The organism is Spirosoma arcticum, from assembly GCF_054779955.1.
Genome location: NZ_BAAGXG010000011.1, coordinates 109,053 through 124,671 on the forward strand (window position 1 = coordinate 109,053; position 15,619 = coordinate 124,671).

A 15,619-nucleotide genomic window follows, 5' to 3' on the forward strand; every position below is an offset into this window, starting at 1 on the left:
ATGCGTTTTTCTTCTGCTGAGCCAGCAGCCGGTTCATGGCTTCGTCGTAGATCAGCGTCAAACGGACGTCTTTGTAGGGAATGCCAAAAAGCGCAGCCAGTTGCTCGTCCACGTAAACCGAATCAAACGCTGACAGGCCCGGCGTAAGCGCTGCGGCCAGCTTCTCGTTTGGATTTGGGGGATTGTTTCCACGCTGATCCTGCCAGAAGGTGAGGGTTTGAAAAAACTGCTCAAAAAAAAAGCGGATAGGGCCAGTCCTTCCACGCAATTGATTGCGCCGATGTCTGCCCATAGTGCTTCGGCGGCATGGCGGTTGGTATACACGTCGGTGCGTAGCGAAGACCAAAGGAAAATGGGGAGCAGGACCGGGGCCATAGTGATTACATCAACGGGTTCGCCTTCCTTCTGACGGGAACTGACCACGAACTCAACGTCGCGCATCTGCCCCACAGTAGCCACCGCGCCTAAGTCAGCGGGCAACTTGATGAGCTTGCCGCCGATGGTCACTTTCGTGGGTGGAACGGTAGGCAAAGCAGGCGGTTCGGTAATAAACGATAGGTGCTGATTGATGGTGAAGTCGAGGTCGTACGCCCGTAGCGGCCGGAAGTCATCGCCCGGTATGCCCGTCAGCGTCGTAAGCAGAAACTCCGAAGAGGTGGGCGCGTCGGGGTCGGTGATGGTGATGTACTGATCGAGCGTCACTTCGCCCCAACTCTCGGCCAAGGGGAAGGTCAGGGTGTCAGCTTTAAACCTCTTCATTCTGCGTGGTTTTTTGCTTGAACAAATCTTAATTACTCATTGGAAGTGACCTTTGGTTTTAGTGTCAGATAAAACGAAGTGTAAATTTGACTACCACCGACGTTTGTCATTTCAAGGTCATTATCTTTTAACAAAGCCTTAAATAAACGCATTACATCATCATCTGTTTCGCCAGCATGTTCATAACGGACAGACAGAAATGGGTCTTTGGTTTTTTGGTTTATACTGAGCTTTATTTTCATGTTCTGGTTGCCCGTGCTTTGGATGTGCAGGTATTGCAATTGGTTGGTTAAGAACGGCACAATATAATACTTGATTGCGCTAATGCGTCCTTGCGGGTTTGGATGTGCAGGTATGTGCTTTATTGTACAGGTTATTTATTAATTGGATATATGCCCCATTCAATACATTTGTTGATTGCCTCTCCCATGTAGTAGGGAAATGCAGGACTTCCATCTTCAATGAAAAGTATGTTTCCAGTATCGTATTGAAAAACCACCGAGTATTTGGCCGCATACCCTCCTGAATGCTGACGATTACAATGTACTTCTGCCGCCCCCTTAAACCGATAAACAGTATATCCTCTCGGTAAGAGGTGAACGCCCGAAATCAAAGAATGTAATAAAATCAATTGTTCGTTTGTCAGGTCATTAAATCGTTTCATAATTAATAACAAGATTAGTAAACCCTTCCGGGTTTAGATCGGTAGGTACGAACTCGAGAGTTACCGCCCTGCGGTTTGGCGTACTTAGTAAACACAGCCGACCGGATGCCGTCAAGGGCGTGGTTCCATTCACCAATCGGTTCGTTGGTTGCTTTGCCATTGGCCATCTTCCAGGTATAGTTATTGACCTCCTTTTTGATGTTGCGGCTCCGCTTGGTATAGCAGACCGTGAACTCCTTAAGCTTTAAGATACCCGCGTTGATTGAGCCGGGTCCTTTCTCACATCCCTTGGCATTGATGCCCGTCACCCGGACGCTGCCCTCCTTCCAATAGCCGCGCTTTAGCTCTTCGATGGACTTTGGCTCAGCCTTATCGCAGATCACCTCCCAGGTCAGGGGTAAACCCGTCAGGTGGTAGCTGTCCAAAATATCCTGATTGGTCAGGTTAGTTTCGTAAAACAACTCATCGAGGTACAGGTACTTTCCCACCCGGCCAATGCGGGTGGCAGCCGTCGGGTCATTGGAAAAACCGAAGTCAAGCCCGACGAACTCTTCGTCAACAAAGCCGGGTTGGGGGTACTCATCAACCTCTACCCAATTACTGAAAATGACGGCTTCTTCGGAGGGCTTGGGATCGCCCTGGTAGAGCGCATTGAAGATTAGCGGACTGTCCCGCTTTTTCTTCTCCATCCGCTTCTTGCTGTGCTTCTTCGGCCAGAGCGCTTCCCCTACCAACCGGTCGTCGTAAGGAATCAAATCCGACGTTTTCAGGGCCGCAAAGTTGAGCAGTACCCATCCATCGGGATTGTCTTCGGAGTAGATGCCGTCCTGATCTAAGAAGCGCCCGGCGGGGTCGTCTTCGTGCCAGCGGGTCGTGACGTAAAGAAGTTGGCTGTCATTGTGCAGCCGGGAGTCCACCACCGAGCCGATCCAGCCCCATGCCTGTTCGCGGATGGTGGGCGACTGCGCTTCGATTTCGTCTTTTAACAGGTCGTCAAGTATGCCAATGTCGACCGGATCACCCGTCAGAGCCCCCCGCCTGCCAACGGCTTTGAGCGAACCGCCGGTACCAACGATGTCGAATTCGCGCATCGTGCGGGACATGCCCTCATCGGTGCCGCTGGCCAGCCGGACGTGTGGGAATATCCGGCTGTACTCGGGTGAGGTCAGGACCTGCTGAATTTCGCGGCTGAACTTCTGGGCTTTGTCGGCACCGTAGCTAAGCAGGGCAATCTTAAGGGCCGGGTTTCGCCCCCAGAGGTAAGCCGGAAAGTTGCGGGTTGAGAGTTCGCTTTTGCCGTGCTGAGGGGGGCAGGTAATCATGAGCCGCTTAATCTCCCCCATGGCGAAGCGTTGCAAATGATCAGCCATTACCTCATGAAACGGCTGCATGTCGTAGTCCGCTTTGACCAATGGCACGAAATGCCGGTAGTTGCGCCGGGCCAGTTCGCTTTTGGTTCCCACCACCTGCCGACGGCGCAGTTCGGCCCGGATGATTTCGGGGTTAGTTAGCTCCGCTACCATCGCCTTCCAGTTCGGCCAGCCGCGCCAGCAACTCTTCTTCGGAATAAGCCGACAAATCACCGTTAGCGATAGCGCCCGAGTGTTCGATGTGCTGCGAGGCTTTGCCGTCGATGCGGTCGAAGACCAGCTCAATCATGCGGGCGCTGCCCTTGGCTACACCTTTGGCCACCTGCTTCATGACGTAGGCGTCGTTGACGGTGATTTTCTTCTTGTTGATCTCCACCTCAACGCCTTCTTCGAGCGCTTTGCGGAGCAGCGTCGAATAGTGGCGGGTGCCGGGCTTCATCCCGGCCGGGTTGCCCGACTGACCGGGCTGGAAGGGAGGTCTAAGGTTTTGCTCGTTAGCCATTTGGTTCGGTGCGTTCTCGGTGCGTTACGATGCAGTAGTATAATCATCTTCTTCCTCGTCGTCCTCATCACTACTCAGATTTTCGTCGTAATCAAATTCAATAACGATGGTCTGATCATTGGGACAGAACCTGCGGCCCATAATGATAAAGTAGTCTTCAAACTTGGTAACGAACCGATCACCAGAAACGGGCAAACCGAAAACATCGGCGGTTCTGGTCACATCATTGGCAAACGTCATTACCTCAGTGAGTACTCCTTCCGTGGTTACGTCTCCGGCAATAATTAAATCAACTAAGTCGATGATGCCCGAGTCTGACAAAGAAAAGTCAAGTGTCCATCCGTTGGCTAACTGCGTTTTTATTTCAATGAGTTTGGTAGCCAGATTGGAATACGTGCGAATTCTTGGGTCGTTAGGAGTTCCGTTCATAGCTCTAAGTTACGCAAAAGGATCGTAAGGTAAATTGAGCCGAATTGTGTCAATAATGCGCTGATACTCATCCTGAGCGAAAATCAGAAAGTAATAGGCTCCCTCATCGGTGTTAGCAATCATGAATTCGATTTGTTCAGGCTTCTGCTTATCGTAGCCGACTTTAAACTCAAACAGGTAGAGCTTACCCGATTTGAAGTACTGAAGGTCAGCACGGCCCCGTTTAACGCCAATGGCTTTGTTATGATTACCGTAGCGACCACCGACGGAATTACTGATGTTGGCATGGACTAAGTGCCGGTCTTCGGGGTAGGTGTTGTGGTGCCACTGGTAACAGTCAGCTTGCAGCCGGTCGTGAGTTATGTTGTGGTTAGCAGGGTTCATACTAATTTATTAGTGTAGTTAGCGGCTGTTCTTTAATAAAAATGCTTCCCAAAATCCGGTTTCGTAAGCGAAATTGTAAGGCTTGGTTTCGGTATAATACTGATCAAAACGTAAAACCTGACCAGCATTAATTGCTTCCTCTAAGTCCCCGTCCCATTTATAGAAAAAACCATAACTACCTACCTGTTGAGTTACGCCTTTTGTTACATGAAGCATTAAATTTTCAGAAGACCCAAACAAATGAACAGGACCGTAGACTTTGCCATCTATTGTAATGGCACCATGCCTAAGTACATCGCTTCTGATCTTGGCTGATGCAGTAGCGAAGCTGATCAAGTCAATGAACAAAATCTTGTCAGCATCAAAGAACTCTTGAGCTGACTGTATTCGAGGTAATAGGTCTACGCGAACCACAATTGATAATTCGTTGAAAATGAATGAGTTGTTAATCTGGGCACCTCACACCCCCTACCTAAATCTCACACCTTTTTTGACAGGGTGTGAGGTGATTAATGTATTGTTGATGAGCAAGTTATAGTTAAAACCTCACACCTTACACCCTCACGCCCGTTTTCTTACTATTATATAAGGGGTATGTATATTATTATCTATACCCCCAATGATAATGTAAGCACTCTTCGTAATGTATATTTCACCTATTTAGGTGTGAGGTGTGAGGTTTAAGAAGTAAACCACTGCCCCTCAAAGAGTTAAAGTCAACATGTTACCTCACACCCCCTGTGCGGTAACTGTGAGGGGTGTGAGGTTTTTAAGTGGCTACAGTGCTTCGGTAAACCCAGTACCCACGTTTGCTTTTGCCATCAGGGGGGTACCAAATAGACTTGTCCTGATAAGGATAGCCCAGCGTTTTGAACTCTCGGGTGACCACGTCCTTATCAATATTATTGAAACCCGACATCTGCCGCAGGTAGACTACGGCATCAGCCTGGGAGCATAGCTCAGCATCCTTGATGTTCTCGGGCTTGCGGTAGTACTTTTCAATTAGTTCGTGTTCGAGCGTGTGGTGCTCAAAGCCCCGAACGTTCTTGGCAATGTCGGCAATCTCGTCATTGGTCAGGTGGTGGCGCTCCTCGGCCATGTAGGCGTGATAGGCCTCCATGAGCAGGTCAGTTTTATTAATCCGGTTGTAGGCCTCAAAGTTGATCGAGTTGACGTGAAGACCGAAAATCTTGCGGTTGTTGTCGGGGTCCTTCACGATGCTGCTTCGGTTCGAGGTGCCACACATCACCGCCAGCCGCCTGCGCTTTACGTTGGATGAGCCGTAGGGTTCTCTCAGCGAAAAGACGGCCGCTGACGCGAAGCCCTTAAGTGTTTCGGGATTCTTTACCGTCTCTCCTTTCCATTCGTCGTTAAAGGTGATCAGACTCTCAGCCATCAGAATGTCCGTGTCTTTATGAACCGGCCAGGTCGTTTCGGCAAAGTACTTATGGTGCAGCTCCCTCGGCAGTAGCCGCCGGAACCACTCGGTTTTACCGGTGTTGGGTGGCCCCGTCAGTACCAACACGATGGGGCTGTGTTCATCGAAGACTGACGAAATCAAACCAAGCAGCCACTTGCGGATAATGAACTCGGCATACTGGGGCATGAACGAACCCTCATCGAAGCCAGACGACGTGCTGATGGTTTTCGCCAGTGCCTTAATAACTCCAACGGGCTTACGATCCCGATGTTCGGTAAAGAAATCCTTAATCGGATTGTACGACTTAATGAAAGGTGAATGAATCAACTTGTTGACCATCTTGTCAGACAGCTTATCACCCAGCACCTTATTGGCTTCTACCCAGATGCCGTTGAAGTCAGAGTCAACTAACCCACGTCCTTTATCATCTTCGATGTAGCGCGTAATTTCATTCCGGCGCATGGGGTAGTTCGTCCGAATGTACATCTCAAGCTGACTAAACAGCGTCTCTTCAGTTTTGAATTCCTCCTTCGATTCGTAGACCTGTTTGACAATCGGCTCCGTCTCGGCCGGATCGAAGCCGTTCATCTTTTTTAAGGTGTCCACCGTCCCCCCCACCGTACCGCCCTGCTTTTTGTGAGCTGCAGCAATCGAAGTCACTTCCCGCGTGAAGGGTCTTGAAATATCGAGCCCGGCTTCCTTGGCAAAGTGATAGAACGTAGCAATGGTGGTCTTCTGCGAACCGTAACCCATAGCCGACTTCCACATCCGGGCCGTCTTGCGCTCGTCGTACTCAGCGTGGTTCTGACAAATCCGGTCAAAGTAAGCCTCACCTCCATCGCCGAACTTACTCACGAGGGCAAAGCAGATGGCCAGCCGCTGCTGGTAATGAGGGGTCAGATCAACGCCGGAATCAATGATTTGCCGGAAGACAAAGTCAAAATCATCCTGGGTGTGAATGAACGCCTGAGATACCTTCTTCTCTTTCGGCTTACGCTTGGGCGGGTACTCTTTAAAAATCGGCGGGTCAAGCTCTTTTACCCGAACATCAGGGTCTGAGCCGTTATAGCGTAACCGACTGGCATCTTTACCCGCTGGGTCGAACTTACTAAAGAGTCCATACTTTTTAGTCATGTAGTCCTGAACGCCAAGAAAGGAATCGTCCCACCGGTCGGAGTCTACCCGAACCAGAAAACACAGGCCCTCCCCACCAATCGAATCCCAAACCGCGTACACGTACGGATCAACCGTGAGCAGTTCTTTAACCGCCTGCCGATCAGCGTCAAGGTGGTCGAGGTCGTGAACCTGAAAGCCGGAGTAGGCAATCAGGTTTTCGGGGTGGTCATTGAGCTTCCGGTATTTTAAGGTAGCGCCCGGCGTTGCCCCCCCCCCTTGTCTTTTACGTTTGTCGTATTCTTTTTTGTCGCCCAGCGCGGCCCTTACGTACGCCTGATGCTTACCCCATGTTCCAATCCGAATCCCGTCAATGTATTCCCGAACGCTCATCTGAAGCGTTGAGCTGGGGTCCATGCTGTCGGGATAAAACGAAATCATGACGTCATCAATCGCCATCTTGGTTGTCGTACTCATACGGTTAGTGCGTCAAGTTTATAGGGTACCCGCTTGGCCCAGCCCCGGCGCTTACCGTTCAATAATTCGAGTTGCTTGGTCTGCTGCCGGAAGGCTTCTTCGTCGGCGCTGCGCTCCCGCAGGACGTGCAGAATCCACCCTTCCTGATACTTTCGCATCTCAGCAAGCGTCCAGAGTTCATCGACTGCCAGTTGATTCCAGTCGGCTTTACGGGCATTCTTCAGCCGCTCAAGCCCGTCGGAGACCTTTTCAAATTCAACCTCCTTCAGCTTAGCCGGTGCGGGTTTGGGAAACGCATAGCCGCAGGCCGTGCAGACCTTGGCTGACATCGGCATGATAGCCCCGCAGGTTTCTTCGGGGCAGGTCCTGACCGGTGCTACGTCGAGCTTATCTTTCTTTTTTCGGACTTTACACCACAGCGACTCCCAATCAACGGGGTTTTCCCAGAGGTCCAATTCTTTGTAGTTGTCACCCATATCGAGCAAAACGAAGTGATCCTTGCCCGGATGCGGCCTGCCACCCCGGCCCACCATCTGAAGCCAGAGCGCTTTGGACGTCGTTGCCCGGTTGACAATCACCACCCGAATGGAAGTATCATCGTAGCCGGTGGTCGCTACACCGACATTGCAGAGAATGGGAAACTCACCGCGTTTGTGGGCGGCAAAAAGCGCGTCGCGCTCGGTTTCGTCGGTGTTGCCGTCGACGTGGCGGGCCGCAATGCCTGCGTCGTTGAACGCGGAACAGACTTCGAGCGAGTGTTTGATGTTGACGTTGAAGACGACTGCCTTCAGCGGCTGCCCCTCAGCAGTACCATATTTACGGTACTTATCAATCAGCCCGCCGTACACCTGCCGCGAGGCAAACAGATCCATCTGTGATTCGTCGGTGTATTCGCCCGACTCGTCTGCTTTGAGCTTGGAGCGGTCAACCTTAGCCGCGTAAGTAACGGCGGGAACCAGCCAGCCCTGCTCGATGAGCTCGTTCACCTGCACCGGATTCACCAGCGCATCGTAGTAGTTGCTAAGCGGATCACTGCGTTTGGCAGACAACGGCGTGGCCGTGGCGCCAACGACGTAGGGAGCGTAGCCGAGCGTCTTCCAGAGATTGAAGGTTTTACGAAAATTCCCCTTGTGGGCCTCATCAACCACGATCAGATTGAAGCTCAGCAGCCAGTCACTTTCCGAGGTGCCCAGCTTACGGGCTTTCACCAGCCGGTTATGGTAGGTCTCCACCATGCCGATGTAGCAGCGGGCCGTTTTGCTGATGGCTTTATTACCGGCTATGATGTGCTCGGCGCGGATGCCGAATTTGGAAAGTGAGCCGTTCGCCTGGTCAAGCAGTTCCTTGCGGTCAGTCAGGATCAGCACCCGGCCCGGGTGCTGAACGTTGGTGATTGTCTGAAAGGCCATGTGGGAAAAGCAGGCCGTTTTGCCGCCCCCGGTGGGGAGCACAAAGAGTACCTTCTTATTGCCAGCCCGGAAGTTCGACCGGATGCCCTCAACCCCATCGTGCTGAAACGGACGTAGTTGGATCGCGCTCATTGGGGGATGGGGAATTCTTCCCGCTCTGAGTTGTAGGTCAGCATCTTTACGGGGGCACCCTTCCGGTAGAGGTTCCAGGCTTTAAAGGTGAGCGCCAGCCGTTCGCTGGGTGAGCACGAAACTTTGTTGAGCTTGTACTGCTCCAGCTTTTTGCGGAGCACAAAGACGGGCGAATCAATCGGCAGGTTGGCACCGCTGGCCAGTGAGGTTAAAAACTGCTCAGCCGCCGGGCAATCAATCTGGCAAAGCGTGTAATAGATGAATCCGTATTCCGAACCCGTAAAGACCCGCCACTCTTTGTACCAGGTCATGGCCCGTAGCAGGTAGGGTTGCACGTCTGTCTGTTTTACAAACTCCAGTATTTCGCCGTGGGTAACGGCCGTGTGGCTGACGCGGCCCTGATTCTTAAGCGTAGCGCTGATGTGCCCCCGCTGGTAGGCGATAATCATGCGAACCGTTGAAGCTGCTTTGCGGGCGTTGGGTACGTCGGCTATGTCAAGCACGTCGGCTGCCATCCGCATCCGGCCCGTGTCCATGACGTGAAAGCTTTCTTCGGGTAAATCCCAAATGACCATTGTTTTTTGCGTCGTGCCGCTGGCAATGATCGCCGACAGCCGGTGCTGTCCGTCGAGCAGCCGACCGCTGGTGCTGAACCGGATCGGATCACCTGAGAACTGCCACGCCCCGGCCCGCATCTGAGCGGCCAGAAAGGCGATGTGATTCTGGTTGAGCGGCCGGTTCTTCTGGTTGCGGGTGAGAAACTCCCCGGCCAGTTCCGGCGTAATGTCTTCAACCGTAATGTTGAGCCCGTCTGAGCCGGGAACGCTGAAGGTGTCGGGGGTATAGGCAATCTCAGTCTCGGTAGACGCCAGACGAAGCACATCGGGGTCGATCAATTCTAAAACATTGGTTTCCTGATTCATGCGGGTAAGGCCAGCCAAGGCCCGGTTACGGGTTTTAATTGATTACAAAGGGGTGATTAATTGAAAGCTGACCACCCAGACCCAGTCGTTGGCGGTCCACGCATCAGGACCGTGCACCGCCCGCCACCACTGCTGAAAGGCGGGCCGGGTGCCCAGCACGTACGTCGGGTCTTCGGGACTGCCGCCGGGGTAAACGTCCCCTTTGGTGAAGCGGTCGATGAAAGCGGGGGCGAATCCCTTCAGGTTGCCCTCCGGAAAAGGCGTCGGACCTTCGGCGCGGGCGGCTGCTTTGCTGATTGACTGCACCCGCTCTACGTTCACGCTGGTTACCTTAAGCCAGTATTGCGCGAGGACCTTAGGCATGGTTTCCGGCGGCTGCCAGGGCTTACGGTTGCGGTCGGTGAAGCTGCCTGCTACCGTTTTTGATTTAAGTATAAAGTCCTGACTCCGCTCACCGATGGTGCTCCATTCTTGCTGCACGTAGAGCAGATCATGAGGTTTCCCATACGGACAGTGTACTTCGGGGTATTTGCGAATCTCAGCCCCCGCCCAGTGGTTGTCATCGTAGAATTCAAAGCCTTTGCGGTAGGTCGACGGCGGATAAAACGCGGTCAGGTGCGGGGCAGGCTGGGGTGAAAGGGGTACCCGTAACTGCGTGGCCTGCTGGTGTAGAATGGCATCCAGCTTGAAGGGAGGCAGTACGATTGGAATGTGCTTACCCATTGCCCTGATCGGTTTTAGCTTCCCACGGCGCAAACAGGGCCAGTATCTTGGCTGCGCACTCTTTGGCGTCACCCAATGGGCGGTGCGCTTCGATCAGCGCGAGGGCCTGAGCGTAAAAGTCATTGTAGCCATCTAAGCAGTATTCAACCTCGACGTGCTTGATTTGCCGGTTGATGTCCGATTGATGAATGAATTCTTCGGGCATGTCGGTCGTTGGAACCATGACCTTTTCGCCCGCTTCATCCGTACCGACGTAGTACTTGGTCAATCCGCCGAAGAACTGCTCAAACGCTTCATCCTGCGCCCGCTTGATGGTTGTGAACCCCCTTGCCAGAATGACCAGTTCGGCGTACTGCTCAATGGCTGGGGGCAGGTTGTGAATGTCGTTACTGACAAACGGGAACTGCATGATGTGGAACGGATCGAAGGGGTCGTCTTCGGGGTGGCAGTACTCCAGGTGTTCATCAATGTAGGGCTGAACGTTTCCCGCTGAGAAGTCAGAACATACCTTGTGAACTCGGACCAGTTGCTTTTGCAAATTGCTTCCCTGTTCGTACGTCTTAAGCAGTTGGTAGGTGTGCTGGTCATGGCGATGCTCAGCATCCTGGGGCCAGTTGAAGTAATCCCGGTGATTTGAAAAGCTCAGGTGAAGCGCCTGCATGACCACTTCACTAATTAGAGTGAGATTGATAAGTGCCATTTGATTAGTGATTTTGTTTGGTTGTTTTGCTCAATTCACGTGTGGAGTGAGTTAAGCTGGTCGATCAGCGCCCGGCGCAGGGGTGGCAACAGTTCATCGTACCACCGATTGAGCGCCCAGGTGATCCACTTCTGGTTATCTACTTCGGAGAGTAGCTTGGCTTTGTAGCGTCCGCATTTGATGCGGTAATCATGACCGGTCCAGCCTCGCCGGTAGTTACTCCGCTGGACCGTTCCACAGGCTGAGAATACCCGTTCGGGAGTCAGGAAGTCATCTTCCTCATCGGGCTGCGGGTTCATGCCGTAGCCAGCTCACCAACCTCCATCGCTGAATCACTGACCGGCTCGTAGAACTTCATCGTTGGCGCATCCCAGTAGATGTCCCGGTTAGCGGCCCTATCGCGCAGGACGACAAACAGCTTGTTCTTTTCGGCGGGCGGGATGCCCTGAAGCGTTTTAAGCCAGGTAAAGTGAGCCTGATAGGTGAGGGGCTTATTCCCCCGCTCAGCATCAAAATCAAATTCGTCTAATGCGTTCTGCCACGCCAGTAGCGCCTGATGCGCCTGGCACAATTCCCGCTTGCCAAGGTTGAGCTTGGCCGGTTCGGAGGCTACGGGATCGGGCAGGGTGACAGCCGATGGAGCAATGAACTGGAACACGTTACCGACCACCCGTTCACTGTGCACGTTGGCCGTATACGTTAAGTGATTGAATGTGGCAAACGCTTCAAAGTCGTTGTCATCGGCAGGGTCACCGCCTAAAATGATGGTACCAAAACATCCTTGCTGAAAGACGACCTCAACGTAGAGCGTAACATCACCCGGTACGTCTTCGGCCGGGTTGATGGCCAGCACATCACCCTCGAAAATCTTTACGCCATCGGGATCAATCAGTCCGGTCCACTGCATGAGTTTGCAGTCTTCGCGTCGGAACGCTTCTGTGTATACGTCGGAGGGATAATCGGGGTTTTCGCTCGGTTCAAGTAGTTCGTAAACCCGCGTTGGGGTAAAGGATAGGGCAGAAAATAGCCTTTGCGTTGGCACATGCCACGCACGGAATTCAAGAGATCGCATGAAAGTAGGGAGATTGAAGGAGGTGACAGATCGTTACCCCCTTGGTCAATGATTAGTAAGAGAATTCGCCCCGCAGGACGTCCTGATGGTAGAGAATGACGTGATCGAGCAGGTCATCGAAGTAGCAGAAGGAGATGCCGTGGTCGTAGGCGGAACACTCGTCTGCTTTGTCTTCCCACCGCTGGGGCATCATTCCCCACCAATAGTGAAGTCTGCATTGGACCTCAACTAACTTCTCAATATTGTAGTCTGACTGCCCAAAATGCCATAAAACCTTTTTTGAGAAGCCCTGCAAAAACTTGCCCCCAGATTCCCGTTCGCCATTGGGAACGTCTTCGATAATCAGCCAGTTGATGATGTCCAGCAAACTCTCCCAGAGCACGAAACTTTTGTGCTGTTCGACCGGGCAACGTCCACCAGAGTCCTGTAAATTGAAGTCCTCAACGAAAGCGGCCGTGTACCATGAGCGCAGACAGGACTTAGCCTTTATGAAAATTTCGGACGCCCCGGCGTACGTGTTGAATTGGGTCTGCTTCATGTAGTCAGCAAACCGCTCGTATTCATTGACTGCTTCGACCTCTTTAGGTGAGACGCGGCCATTAGCAGATGTTGGGAAATTGCTCATTGGTGTAAAGGGGTTTGACTCGTTACCGTATTGAGAATAGAGATGTACTTTTCGTGGAAGGCGCTGTGCGCCCGAACCAGAGCGTTTTCGTTGACGTAGCTGACAATCACCTCACCGCACGGGCTCACGCCGTAGGATGCAAAATTCTGGATGCCGTGCCGCCGGGTGAGGGCGTCAAGTTCGGCGGTGAAAGCTCCGACGTCCGTTTCGCCAGCGGCCGCTGGTTGCAGAAGATTTTCCATTATCTTTACATTGTTTAATTGGTTACTGCACTGGCCCCGACGTCCTTCGCCGGGGTTTTGTCTTTTACTGGCCCTTCGGCTTCTGGACCAATCCTAATTTTCTGCCATACCGCTGAATGGCATCCTGCACGGTGATGGCCTGACTCTTCGAGAGCCCCCGGATGCGCCGTGTATGGTCAACCTGGACCTGATAGGATGCTGACCGGTGACCGTGTTCTTCGATTCGTTCCGGGAAGGTGTGCTGGGACAGCGCCTGCCGGTTCCGTCTTGCTGATTTTGCGCTCATGGTATTGCTGCTTATTGATTAGGATACACTTTCCCGCCGGACGCTTCCGGCTTCGCGCCAGGCGTCCAGGTCCTTGCGCCGGTAGGATATGATACGGCCTACTTTTTCGTAGTCCAGCCCCCGGAGCCGGTAGTGATACATCGTCTTTTTCTCCACGCCGAGGTAAGTAGCGGCATCGGCTTCGTAGTAGCGGGCGTTGCCCAGCTGCTCGGTGGCATCCTGCAATGCCTTCGTGTTGGCATCGAGCGTGATTTGAAGCCGACTCAGCACCGCGGGCAGTTCAGCAAAGGCCTGGAGAAGATCCATAGGGCGTTAGGCCGGTACGACCGCATAAGGGTTGTACGATTCCATCCATTCGCATTCACTGATTGTCACGGCGTACCCTTCCTGACCGCAACGCTTTGCCCGAAACGTTTTGTCGGTGATATGATGCGCCTGACAAAACGCGCGGGCGGCAGCAGGTCGAAGGTTCGGCGAAACATCTTTGTAAGCCACCGTCAGTCGTTCACTCAATGAATTGTAAGATTTTGTTATTGGGGCTTGAGTTGTTGTATCCATGTGTTACATTTGCCTTACTATTGTGATAGCAAATGTAATAACATAATCTTACAATGCAAGACTCGGAAAGAAATAAAATATTACACGGCAAAGCATTGGCTAACATTCGCAAGTCGAAAGGATGGTCTCAAGACCGTTTAGCAGAGTTATCTGGGGTGAAAAGAGGGGCCATTGCTCAGATAGAGCTGGGTAATAATTCAGCTTCGCGAGCGACAGCCGAAGCTATAGCCAAGGCCTTCGGAGTTACTCGCGAAGAGTTTGAGATATCAATATTAGAAGAGGTACAACTACTGGACCGGAGGGAGATGCAGCGTTTTCAAGCGAAGGCTTTAGGGTCACTCACTAAAGGAAATGTCCCATTCTATGACGTAGATGTTCTCGCATTTGATTGGACCAACAAAGACTCGTTTGCAGGTACAGCGACCAGTACATTAGCTATTCCAGGCACTGAAGATTGTGATTTCAGTTGCCGTGTGGTGGGCAATTCAACGATTATTAAAATTAAGCCCGGATCTATCATTGTCTGTAAAGAGGCAAAAGACAGAGACTTGATCCAGTTCGGCGACCTGTTTTTAGTTGTTACTGCCGAAAACCGATGGCTGAGATTTGTGCGTAAACACAACCAAGCAGATCATTATCTACTGAAAAGCGATAGTGCAGACTTCGATGATATAGATTGTCCTAAAGAAAAAGTACTTCGATTATTTGCCGTCAAGATGATCGTCAGTCAGGAACAGATTTAAGGATCAAATAAACTCAGAAATAGATGTCAGCTTACAGCAATATAGCACTAACTGAATTGTTAGAATTTTTGAGGAAATCCAGTGCAAATCTTGACGCTATTTGGTATACTGTGCCATTTGAGATAGATAAAGAAAATGACACTATTGTATACAAAATTACTGATTTACAAAAAATTTTAGATAACGTTAGAGAATTAAATATCGATGAGTTCCCAAACGAAATAGCTAATCCAACACTTGGACATAAATTACATGAAGAGATTATAAATAACCTACTGAGTTTTGATAGAGAGTCACAAGAAACATTTTATTATTATAAGTTAATGTCTTTTATGTCTATTCTTGGGGCGATACATTTTAATTTTGGGGAAAGTCATATCTTTTATTTGAAAGTTATGAATTGGGTAGATAAAAATGCTGAAATTCAAACAAGGGAAAGCTTTGAAGAACTTGGTATGAGATATAAGTTTTTTCTTTCAGAAATTGAGTTAATTTACGATTACGTAATATTTATATTAGGGCCTCATGCAACATCACACGAAAAATTTTTACCCGATAGAGGCCCCTATTACGCGACTTTCTTCCCCACGATTGCGGAAAGGATAGCTTCGTCTCATCTAAAATTCATGCCCGACAAACGGCAAGCTGATATTCAGTCTCAGACGGGTTCAATCAAACAAACTGACACAAACGACAATTCTGTCTCCGCAAAGATAATTGGTTTTGATACGTATATTGATGAATCATGTCGAGAGCACTTGATGCCATTTCTCATCAATCGTTATAAAGGCACAAATCCCAAGCAGTTCGTGTATATGCTTTTTGCTTTACTAAGTTTAAAACTGATTAAAAGATTAGCGTTAAATTACACTACACAACTTCATTTGGCACTTACCAAAACATTCGACAGTGTAGGCAGTAGGCAATTTTTAGGTAGCACTATAAATACGTTGAGCGGAGAAAGCGAAGCTGAGAAATTGCAGATTCATCTGCATGCCCAAGAGATCAGTGCGTTTCTAAGTTCTAAGTAAGTTGCGATGTATTTGCTATTTACTTGCAGCAAGTATTGCAAGTAAATCCTTGCCCAA

The 15,619-nt window shown here is 50.9% G+C and carries 22 protein-coding genes; 2 read left to right on the forward strand and 20 right to left on the reverse strand.

Annotated features, from left to right (window positions below; translation table 11 throughout):
• Positions 1 to 57: 57 nt before the first annotated feature.
• The 20 genes from ACYVHB_RS23200 to ACYVHB_RS23295 form a co-directional block, all read right to left on the reverse strand.
• Positions 58 to 759 (reverse strand): hypothetical protein, encoded by a 702-nt coding sequence (locus tag ACYVHB_RS23200; RefSeq protein WP_461054187.1) that lies wholly within the window; start codon positions 757 to 759, stop codon positions 58 to 60.
• Positions 760 to 791: 32 nt separating this feature from the next.
• A complete protein-coding gene (locus ACYVHB_RS23205) occupies positions 792 to 1,001 on the reverse strand; it encodes a hypothetical protein (RefSeq protein ID WP_461054188.1) in 210 nt (69 codons plus the stop codon).
• A gap of 131 nt (positions 1,002 to 1,132) precedes the next feature.
• Complete coding sequence (locus tag ACYVHB_RS23210; protein WP_461054189.1) at positions 1,133 to 1,423, reverse strand: hypothetical protein; 291 nt, start codon at positions 1,421 to 1,423, stop codon at positions 1,133 to 1,135.
• 14 nt (positions 1,424 to 1,437) lie between these two features.
• The gene (locus ACYVHB_RS23215) at positions 1,438 to 2,946 is read right to left on the reverse strand and encodes a terminase large subunit (protein ID WP_461054190.1); all 1,509 of its coding nucleotides are present in this window, start codon (positions 2,944 to 2,946) and stop codon (positions 1,438 to 1,440) included.
• Positions 2,927 to 3,295 (reverse strand): DUF5681 domain-containing protein, encoded by a 369-nt coding sequence (locus ACYVHB_RS23220; RefSeq protein ID WP_461054191.1) that lies wholly within the window; start codon positions 3,293 to 3,295, stop codon positions 2,927 to 2,929. The genes ACYVHB_RS23215 and ACYVHB_RS23220 overlap by 20 nt, the downstream gene beginning before the upstream one ends.
• Before the next feature lie 24 nt (positions 3,296 to 3,319).
• Positions 3,320 to 3,724, reverse strand: a complete 405-nt coding sequence (locus ACYVHB_RS23225; RefSeq protein ID WP_461054192.1) for a hypothetical protein — start codon at positions 3,722 to 3,724, stop codon at positions 3,320 to 3,322.
• 9 nt (positions 3,725 to 3,733) lie between these two features.
• Positions 3,734 to 4,108, reverse strand: coding sequence for a hypothetical protein (locus ACYVHB_RS23230; RefSeq protein WP_461054193.1), 375 nt, complete (start codon positions 4,106 to 4,108; stop codon positions 3,734 to 3,736).
• 18 nt (positions 4,109 to 4,126) lie between these two features.
• Positions 4,127 to 4,522 carry a hypothetical protein gene (locus ACYVHB_RS23235; protein WP_461054194.1) on the reverse strand — a complete coding sequence of 132 codons (396 nt, stop codon included), beginning with the start codon at positions 4,520 to 4,522 and terminating at the stop codon, positions 4,127 to 4,129.
• 355 nt (positions 4,523 to 4,877) lie between these two features.
• Entirely contained in the window at positions 4,878 to 7,118 is a 2,241-nt protein-coding gene (locus ACYVHB_RS23240) for a VapE domain-containing protein (RefSeq protein ID WP_461054195.1), read from the reverse strand.
• On the reverse strand, positions 7,115 to 8,659 hold the full coding sequence (locus ACYVHB_RS23245) for a DEAD/DEAH box helicase (RefSeq protein ID WP_461054196.1): 1,545 nt from the start codon (positions 8,657 to 8,659) through the stop codon (positions 7,115 to 7,117). Before ACYVHB_RS23245 ends, ACYVHB_RS23240 begins: the two co-directional genes overlap by 4 nt.
• Positions 8,656 to 9,582 (reverse strand): hypothetical protein, encoded by a 927-nt coding sequence (locus ACYVHB_RS23250; protein WP_461054197.1) that lies wholly within the window; start codon positions 9,580 to 9,582, stop codon positions 8,656 to 8,658. Before ACYVHB_RS23250 ends, ACYVHB_RS23245 begins: the two co-directional genes overlap by 4 nt.
• 42 nt (positions 9,583 to 9,624) lie before the next feature.
• A complete protein-coding gene (locus ACYVHB_RS23255) occupies positions 9,625 to 10,305 on the reverse strand; it encodes a hypothetical protein (RefSeq protein WP_461054198.1) in 681 nt (226 codons plus the stop codon).
• Positions 10,298 to 11,005 (reverse strand): hypothetical protein, encoded by a 708-nt coding sequence (locus tag ACYVHB_RS23260; protein WP_461054199.1) that lies wholly within the window; start codon positions 11,003 to 11,005, stop codon positions 10,298 to 10,300. The genes ACYVHB_RS23255 and ACYVHB_RS23260 overlap by 8 nt, the downstream gene beginning before the upstream one ends.
• Before the next feature lie 35 nt (positions 11,006 to 11,040).
• Entirely contained in the window at positions 11,041 to 11,304 is a 264-nt protein-coding gene (locus tag ACYVHB_RS23265) for a hypothetical protein (protein ID WP_461054200.1), read from the reverse strand.
• Entirely contained in the window at positions 11,301 to 12,077 is a 777-nt protein-coding gene (locus ACYVHB_RS23270) for a YopX family protein (protein WP_461054201.1), read from the reverse strand. Before ACYVHB_RS23270 ends, ACYVHB_RS23265 begins: the two co-directional genes overlap by 4 nt.
• Before the next feature lie 52 nt (positions 12,078 to 12,129).
• The gene (locus tag ACYVHB_RS23275) at positions 12,130 to 12,702 is read right to left on the reverse strand and encodes a hypothetical protein (RefSeq protein WP_461054202.1); all 573 of its coding nucleotides are present in this window, start codon (positions 12,700 to 12,702) and stop codon (positions 12,130 to 12,132) included.
• Entirely contained in the window at positions 12,699 to 12,944 is a 246-nt protein-coding gene (locus tag ACYVHB_RS23280; RefSeq protein ID WP_461054203.1) for a hypothetical protein, read from the reverse strand. Before ACYVHB_RS23280 ends, ACYVHB_RS23275 begins: the two co-directional genes overlap by 4 nt.
• A gap of 64 nt (positions 12,945 to 13,008) precedes the next feature.
• Entirely contained in the window at positions 13,009 to 13,230 is a 222-nt protein-coding gene (locus tag ACYVHB_RS23285; RefSeq protein WP_461054204.1) for a hypothetical protein, read from the reverse strand.
• A gap of 18 nt (positions 13,231 to 13,248) precedes the next feature.
• Positions 13,249 to 13,536: a helix-turn-helix domain-containing protein gene (locus tag ACYVHB_RS23290; RefSeq protein WP_461054205.1), complete on the reverse strand. Its 288-nt coding sequence runs from the start codon at positions 13,534 to 13,536 to the stop codon at positions 13,249 to 13,251.
• Between the two features lie 6 nt (positions 13,537 to 13,542).
• Positions 13,543 to 13,743 carry a hypothetical protein gene (locus tag ACYVHB_RS23295; RefSeq protein ID WP_461054206.1) on the reverse strand — a complete coding sequence of 67 codons (201 nt, stop codon included), beginning with the start codon at positions 13,741 to 13,743 and terminating at the stop codon, positions 13,543 to 13,545.
• Positions 13,744 to 13,841: 98 nt separating this feature from the next.
• On the opposite strand from ACYVHB_RS23295, the gene ACYVHB_RS23300 reads away from it, so the two are divergent.
• Positions 13,842 to 14,531 (forward strand): helix-turn-helix domain-containing protein, encoded by a 690-nt coding sequence (locus ACYVHB_RS23300; RefSeq protein WP_461054207.1) that lies wholly within the window; start codon positions 13,842 to 13,844, stop codon positions 14,529 to 14,531.
• A 23-nt stretch (positions 14,532 to 14,554) separates the two neighbouring features.
• Positions 14,555 to 15,562: a hypothetical protein gene (locus ACYVHB_RS23305; protein WP_461054208.1), complete on the forward strand. Its 1,008-nt coding sequence runs from the start codon at positions 14,555 to 14,557 to the stop codon at positions 15,560 to 15,562.
• The last annotated feature ends 57 nt before the right edge of the window (positions 15,563 to 15,619 follow it).

Bases quoted from the DNA above. Each gene is read 5' to 3' on its own strand.
- ACYVHB_RS23200 (WP_461054187.1), bottom strand. From the start codon at position 759: ATGAAGAGGTTTAAAGCTGACACCCTGACCTTCCCCTTGGCCGAGAGT.
- ACYVHB_RS23205 (WP_461054188.1), bottom strand. From the start codon at position 1,001: ATGAAAATAAAGCTCAGTATAAACCAAAAAACCAAAGACCCATTTCTG.
- ACYVHB_RS23210 (WP_461054189.1), bottom strand. From the start codon at position 1,423: ATGAAACGATTTAATGACCTGACAAACGAACAATTGATTTTATTACAT.
- ACYVHB_RS23215 (WP_461054190.1), bottom strand. From the start codon at position 2,946: ATGGTAGCGGAGCTAACTAACCCCGAAATCATCCGGGCCGAACTGCGC.
- ACYVHB_RS23220 (WP_461054191.1), bottom strand. From the start codon at position 3,295: ATGGCTAACGAGCAAAACCTTAGACCTCCCTTCCAGCCCGGTCAGTCG.
- ACYVHB_RS23225 (WP_461054192.1), bottom strand. From the start codon at position 3,724: ATGAACGGAACTCCTAACGACCCAAGAATTCGCACGTATTCCAATCTG.
- ACYVHB_RS23230 (WP_461054193.1), bottom strand. From the start codon at position 4,108: ATGAACCCTGCTAACCACAACATAACTCACGACCGGCTGCAAGCTGAC.
- ACYVHB_RS23240 (WP_461054195.1), bottom strand. From the start codon at position 7,118: ATGAGTACGACAACCAAGATGGCGATTGATGACGTCATGATTTCGTTT.
- ACYVHB_RS23245 (WP_461054196.1), bottom strand. From the start codon at position 8,659: ATGAGCGCGATCCAACTACGTCCGTTTCAGCACGATGGGGTTGAGGGC.
- ACYVHB_RS23250 (WP_461054197.1), bottom strand. From the start codon at position 9,582: ATGAATCAGGAAACCAATGTTTTAGAATTGATCGACCCCGATGTGCTT.
- ACYVHB_RS23255 (WP_461054198.1), bottom strand. From the start codon at position 10,305: ATGGGTAAGCACATTCCAATCGTACTGCCTCCCTTCAAGCTGGATGCC.
- ACYVHB_RS23260 (WP_461054199.1), bottom strand. From the start codon at position 11,005: ATGGCACTTATCAATCTCACTCTAATTAGTGAAGTGGTCATGCAGGCG.
- ACYVHB_RS23265 (WP_461054200.1), bottom strand. From the start codon at position 11,304: ATGAACCCGCAGCCCGATGAGGAAGATGACTTCCTGACTCCCGAACGG.
- ACYVHB_RS23270 (WP_461054201.1), bottom strand. From the start codon at position 12,077: ATGCGATCTCTTGAATTCCGTGCGTGGCATGTGCCAACGCAAAGGCTA.
- ACYVHB_RS23275 (WP_461054202.1), bottom strand. From the start codon at position 12,702: ATGAGCAATTTCCCAACATCTGCTAATGGCCGCGTCTCACCTAAAGAG.
- ACYVHB_RS23280 (WP_461054203.1), bottom strand. From the start codon at position 12,944: ATGGAAAATCTTCTGCAACCAGCGGCCGCTGGCGAAACGGACGTCGGA.
- ACYVHB_RS23285 (WP_461054204.1), bottom strand. From the start codon at position 13,230: ATGAGCGCAAAATCAGCAAGACGGAACCGGCAGGCGCTGTCCCAGCAC.
- ACYVHB_RS23290 (WP_461054205.1), bottom strand. From the start codon at position 13,536: ATGGATCTTCTCCAGGCCTTTGCTGAACTGCCCGCGGTGCTGAGTCGG.
- ACYVHB_RS23300 (WP_461054207.1), top strand. From the start codon at position 13,842: ATGCAAGACTCGGAAAGAAATAAAATATTACACGGCAAAGCATTGGCT.
- ACYVHB_RS23305 (WP_461054208.1), top strand. From the start codon at position 14,555: ATGTCAGCTTACAGCAATATAGCACTAACTGAATTGTTAGAATTTTTG.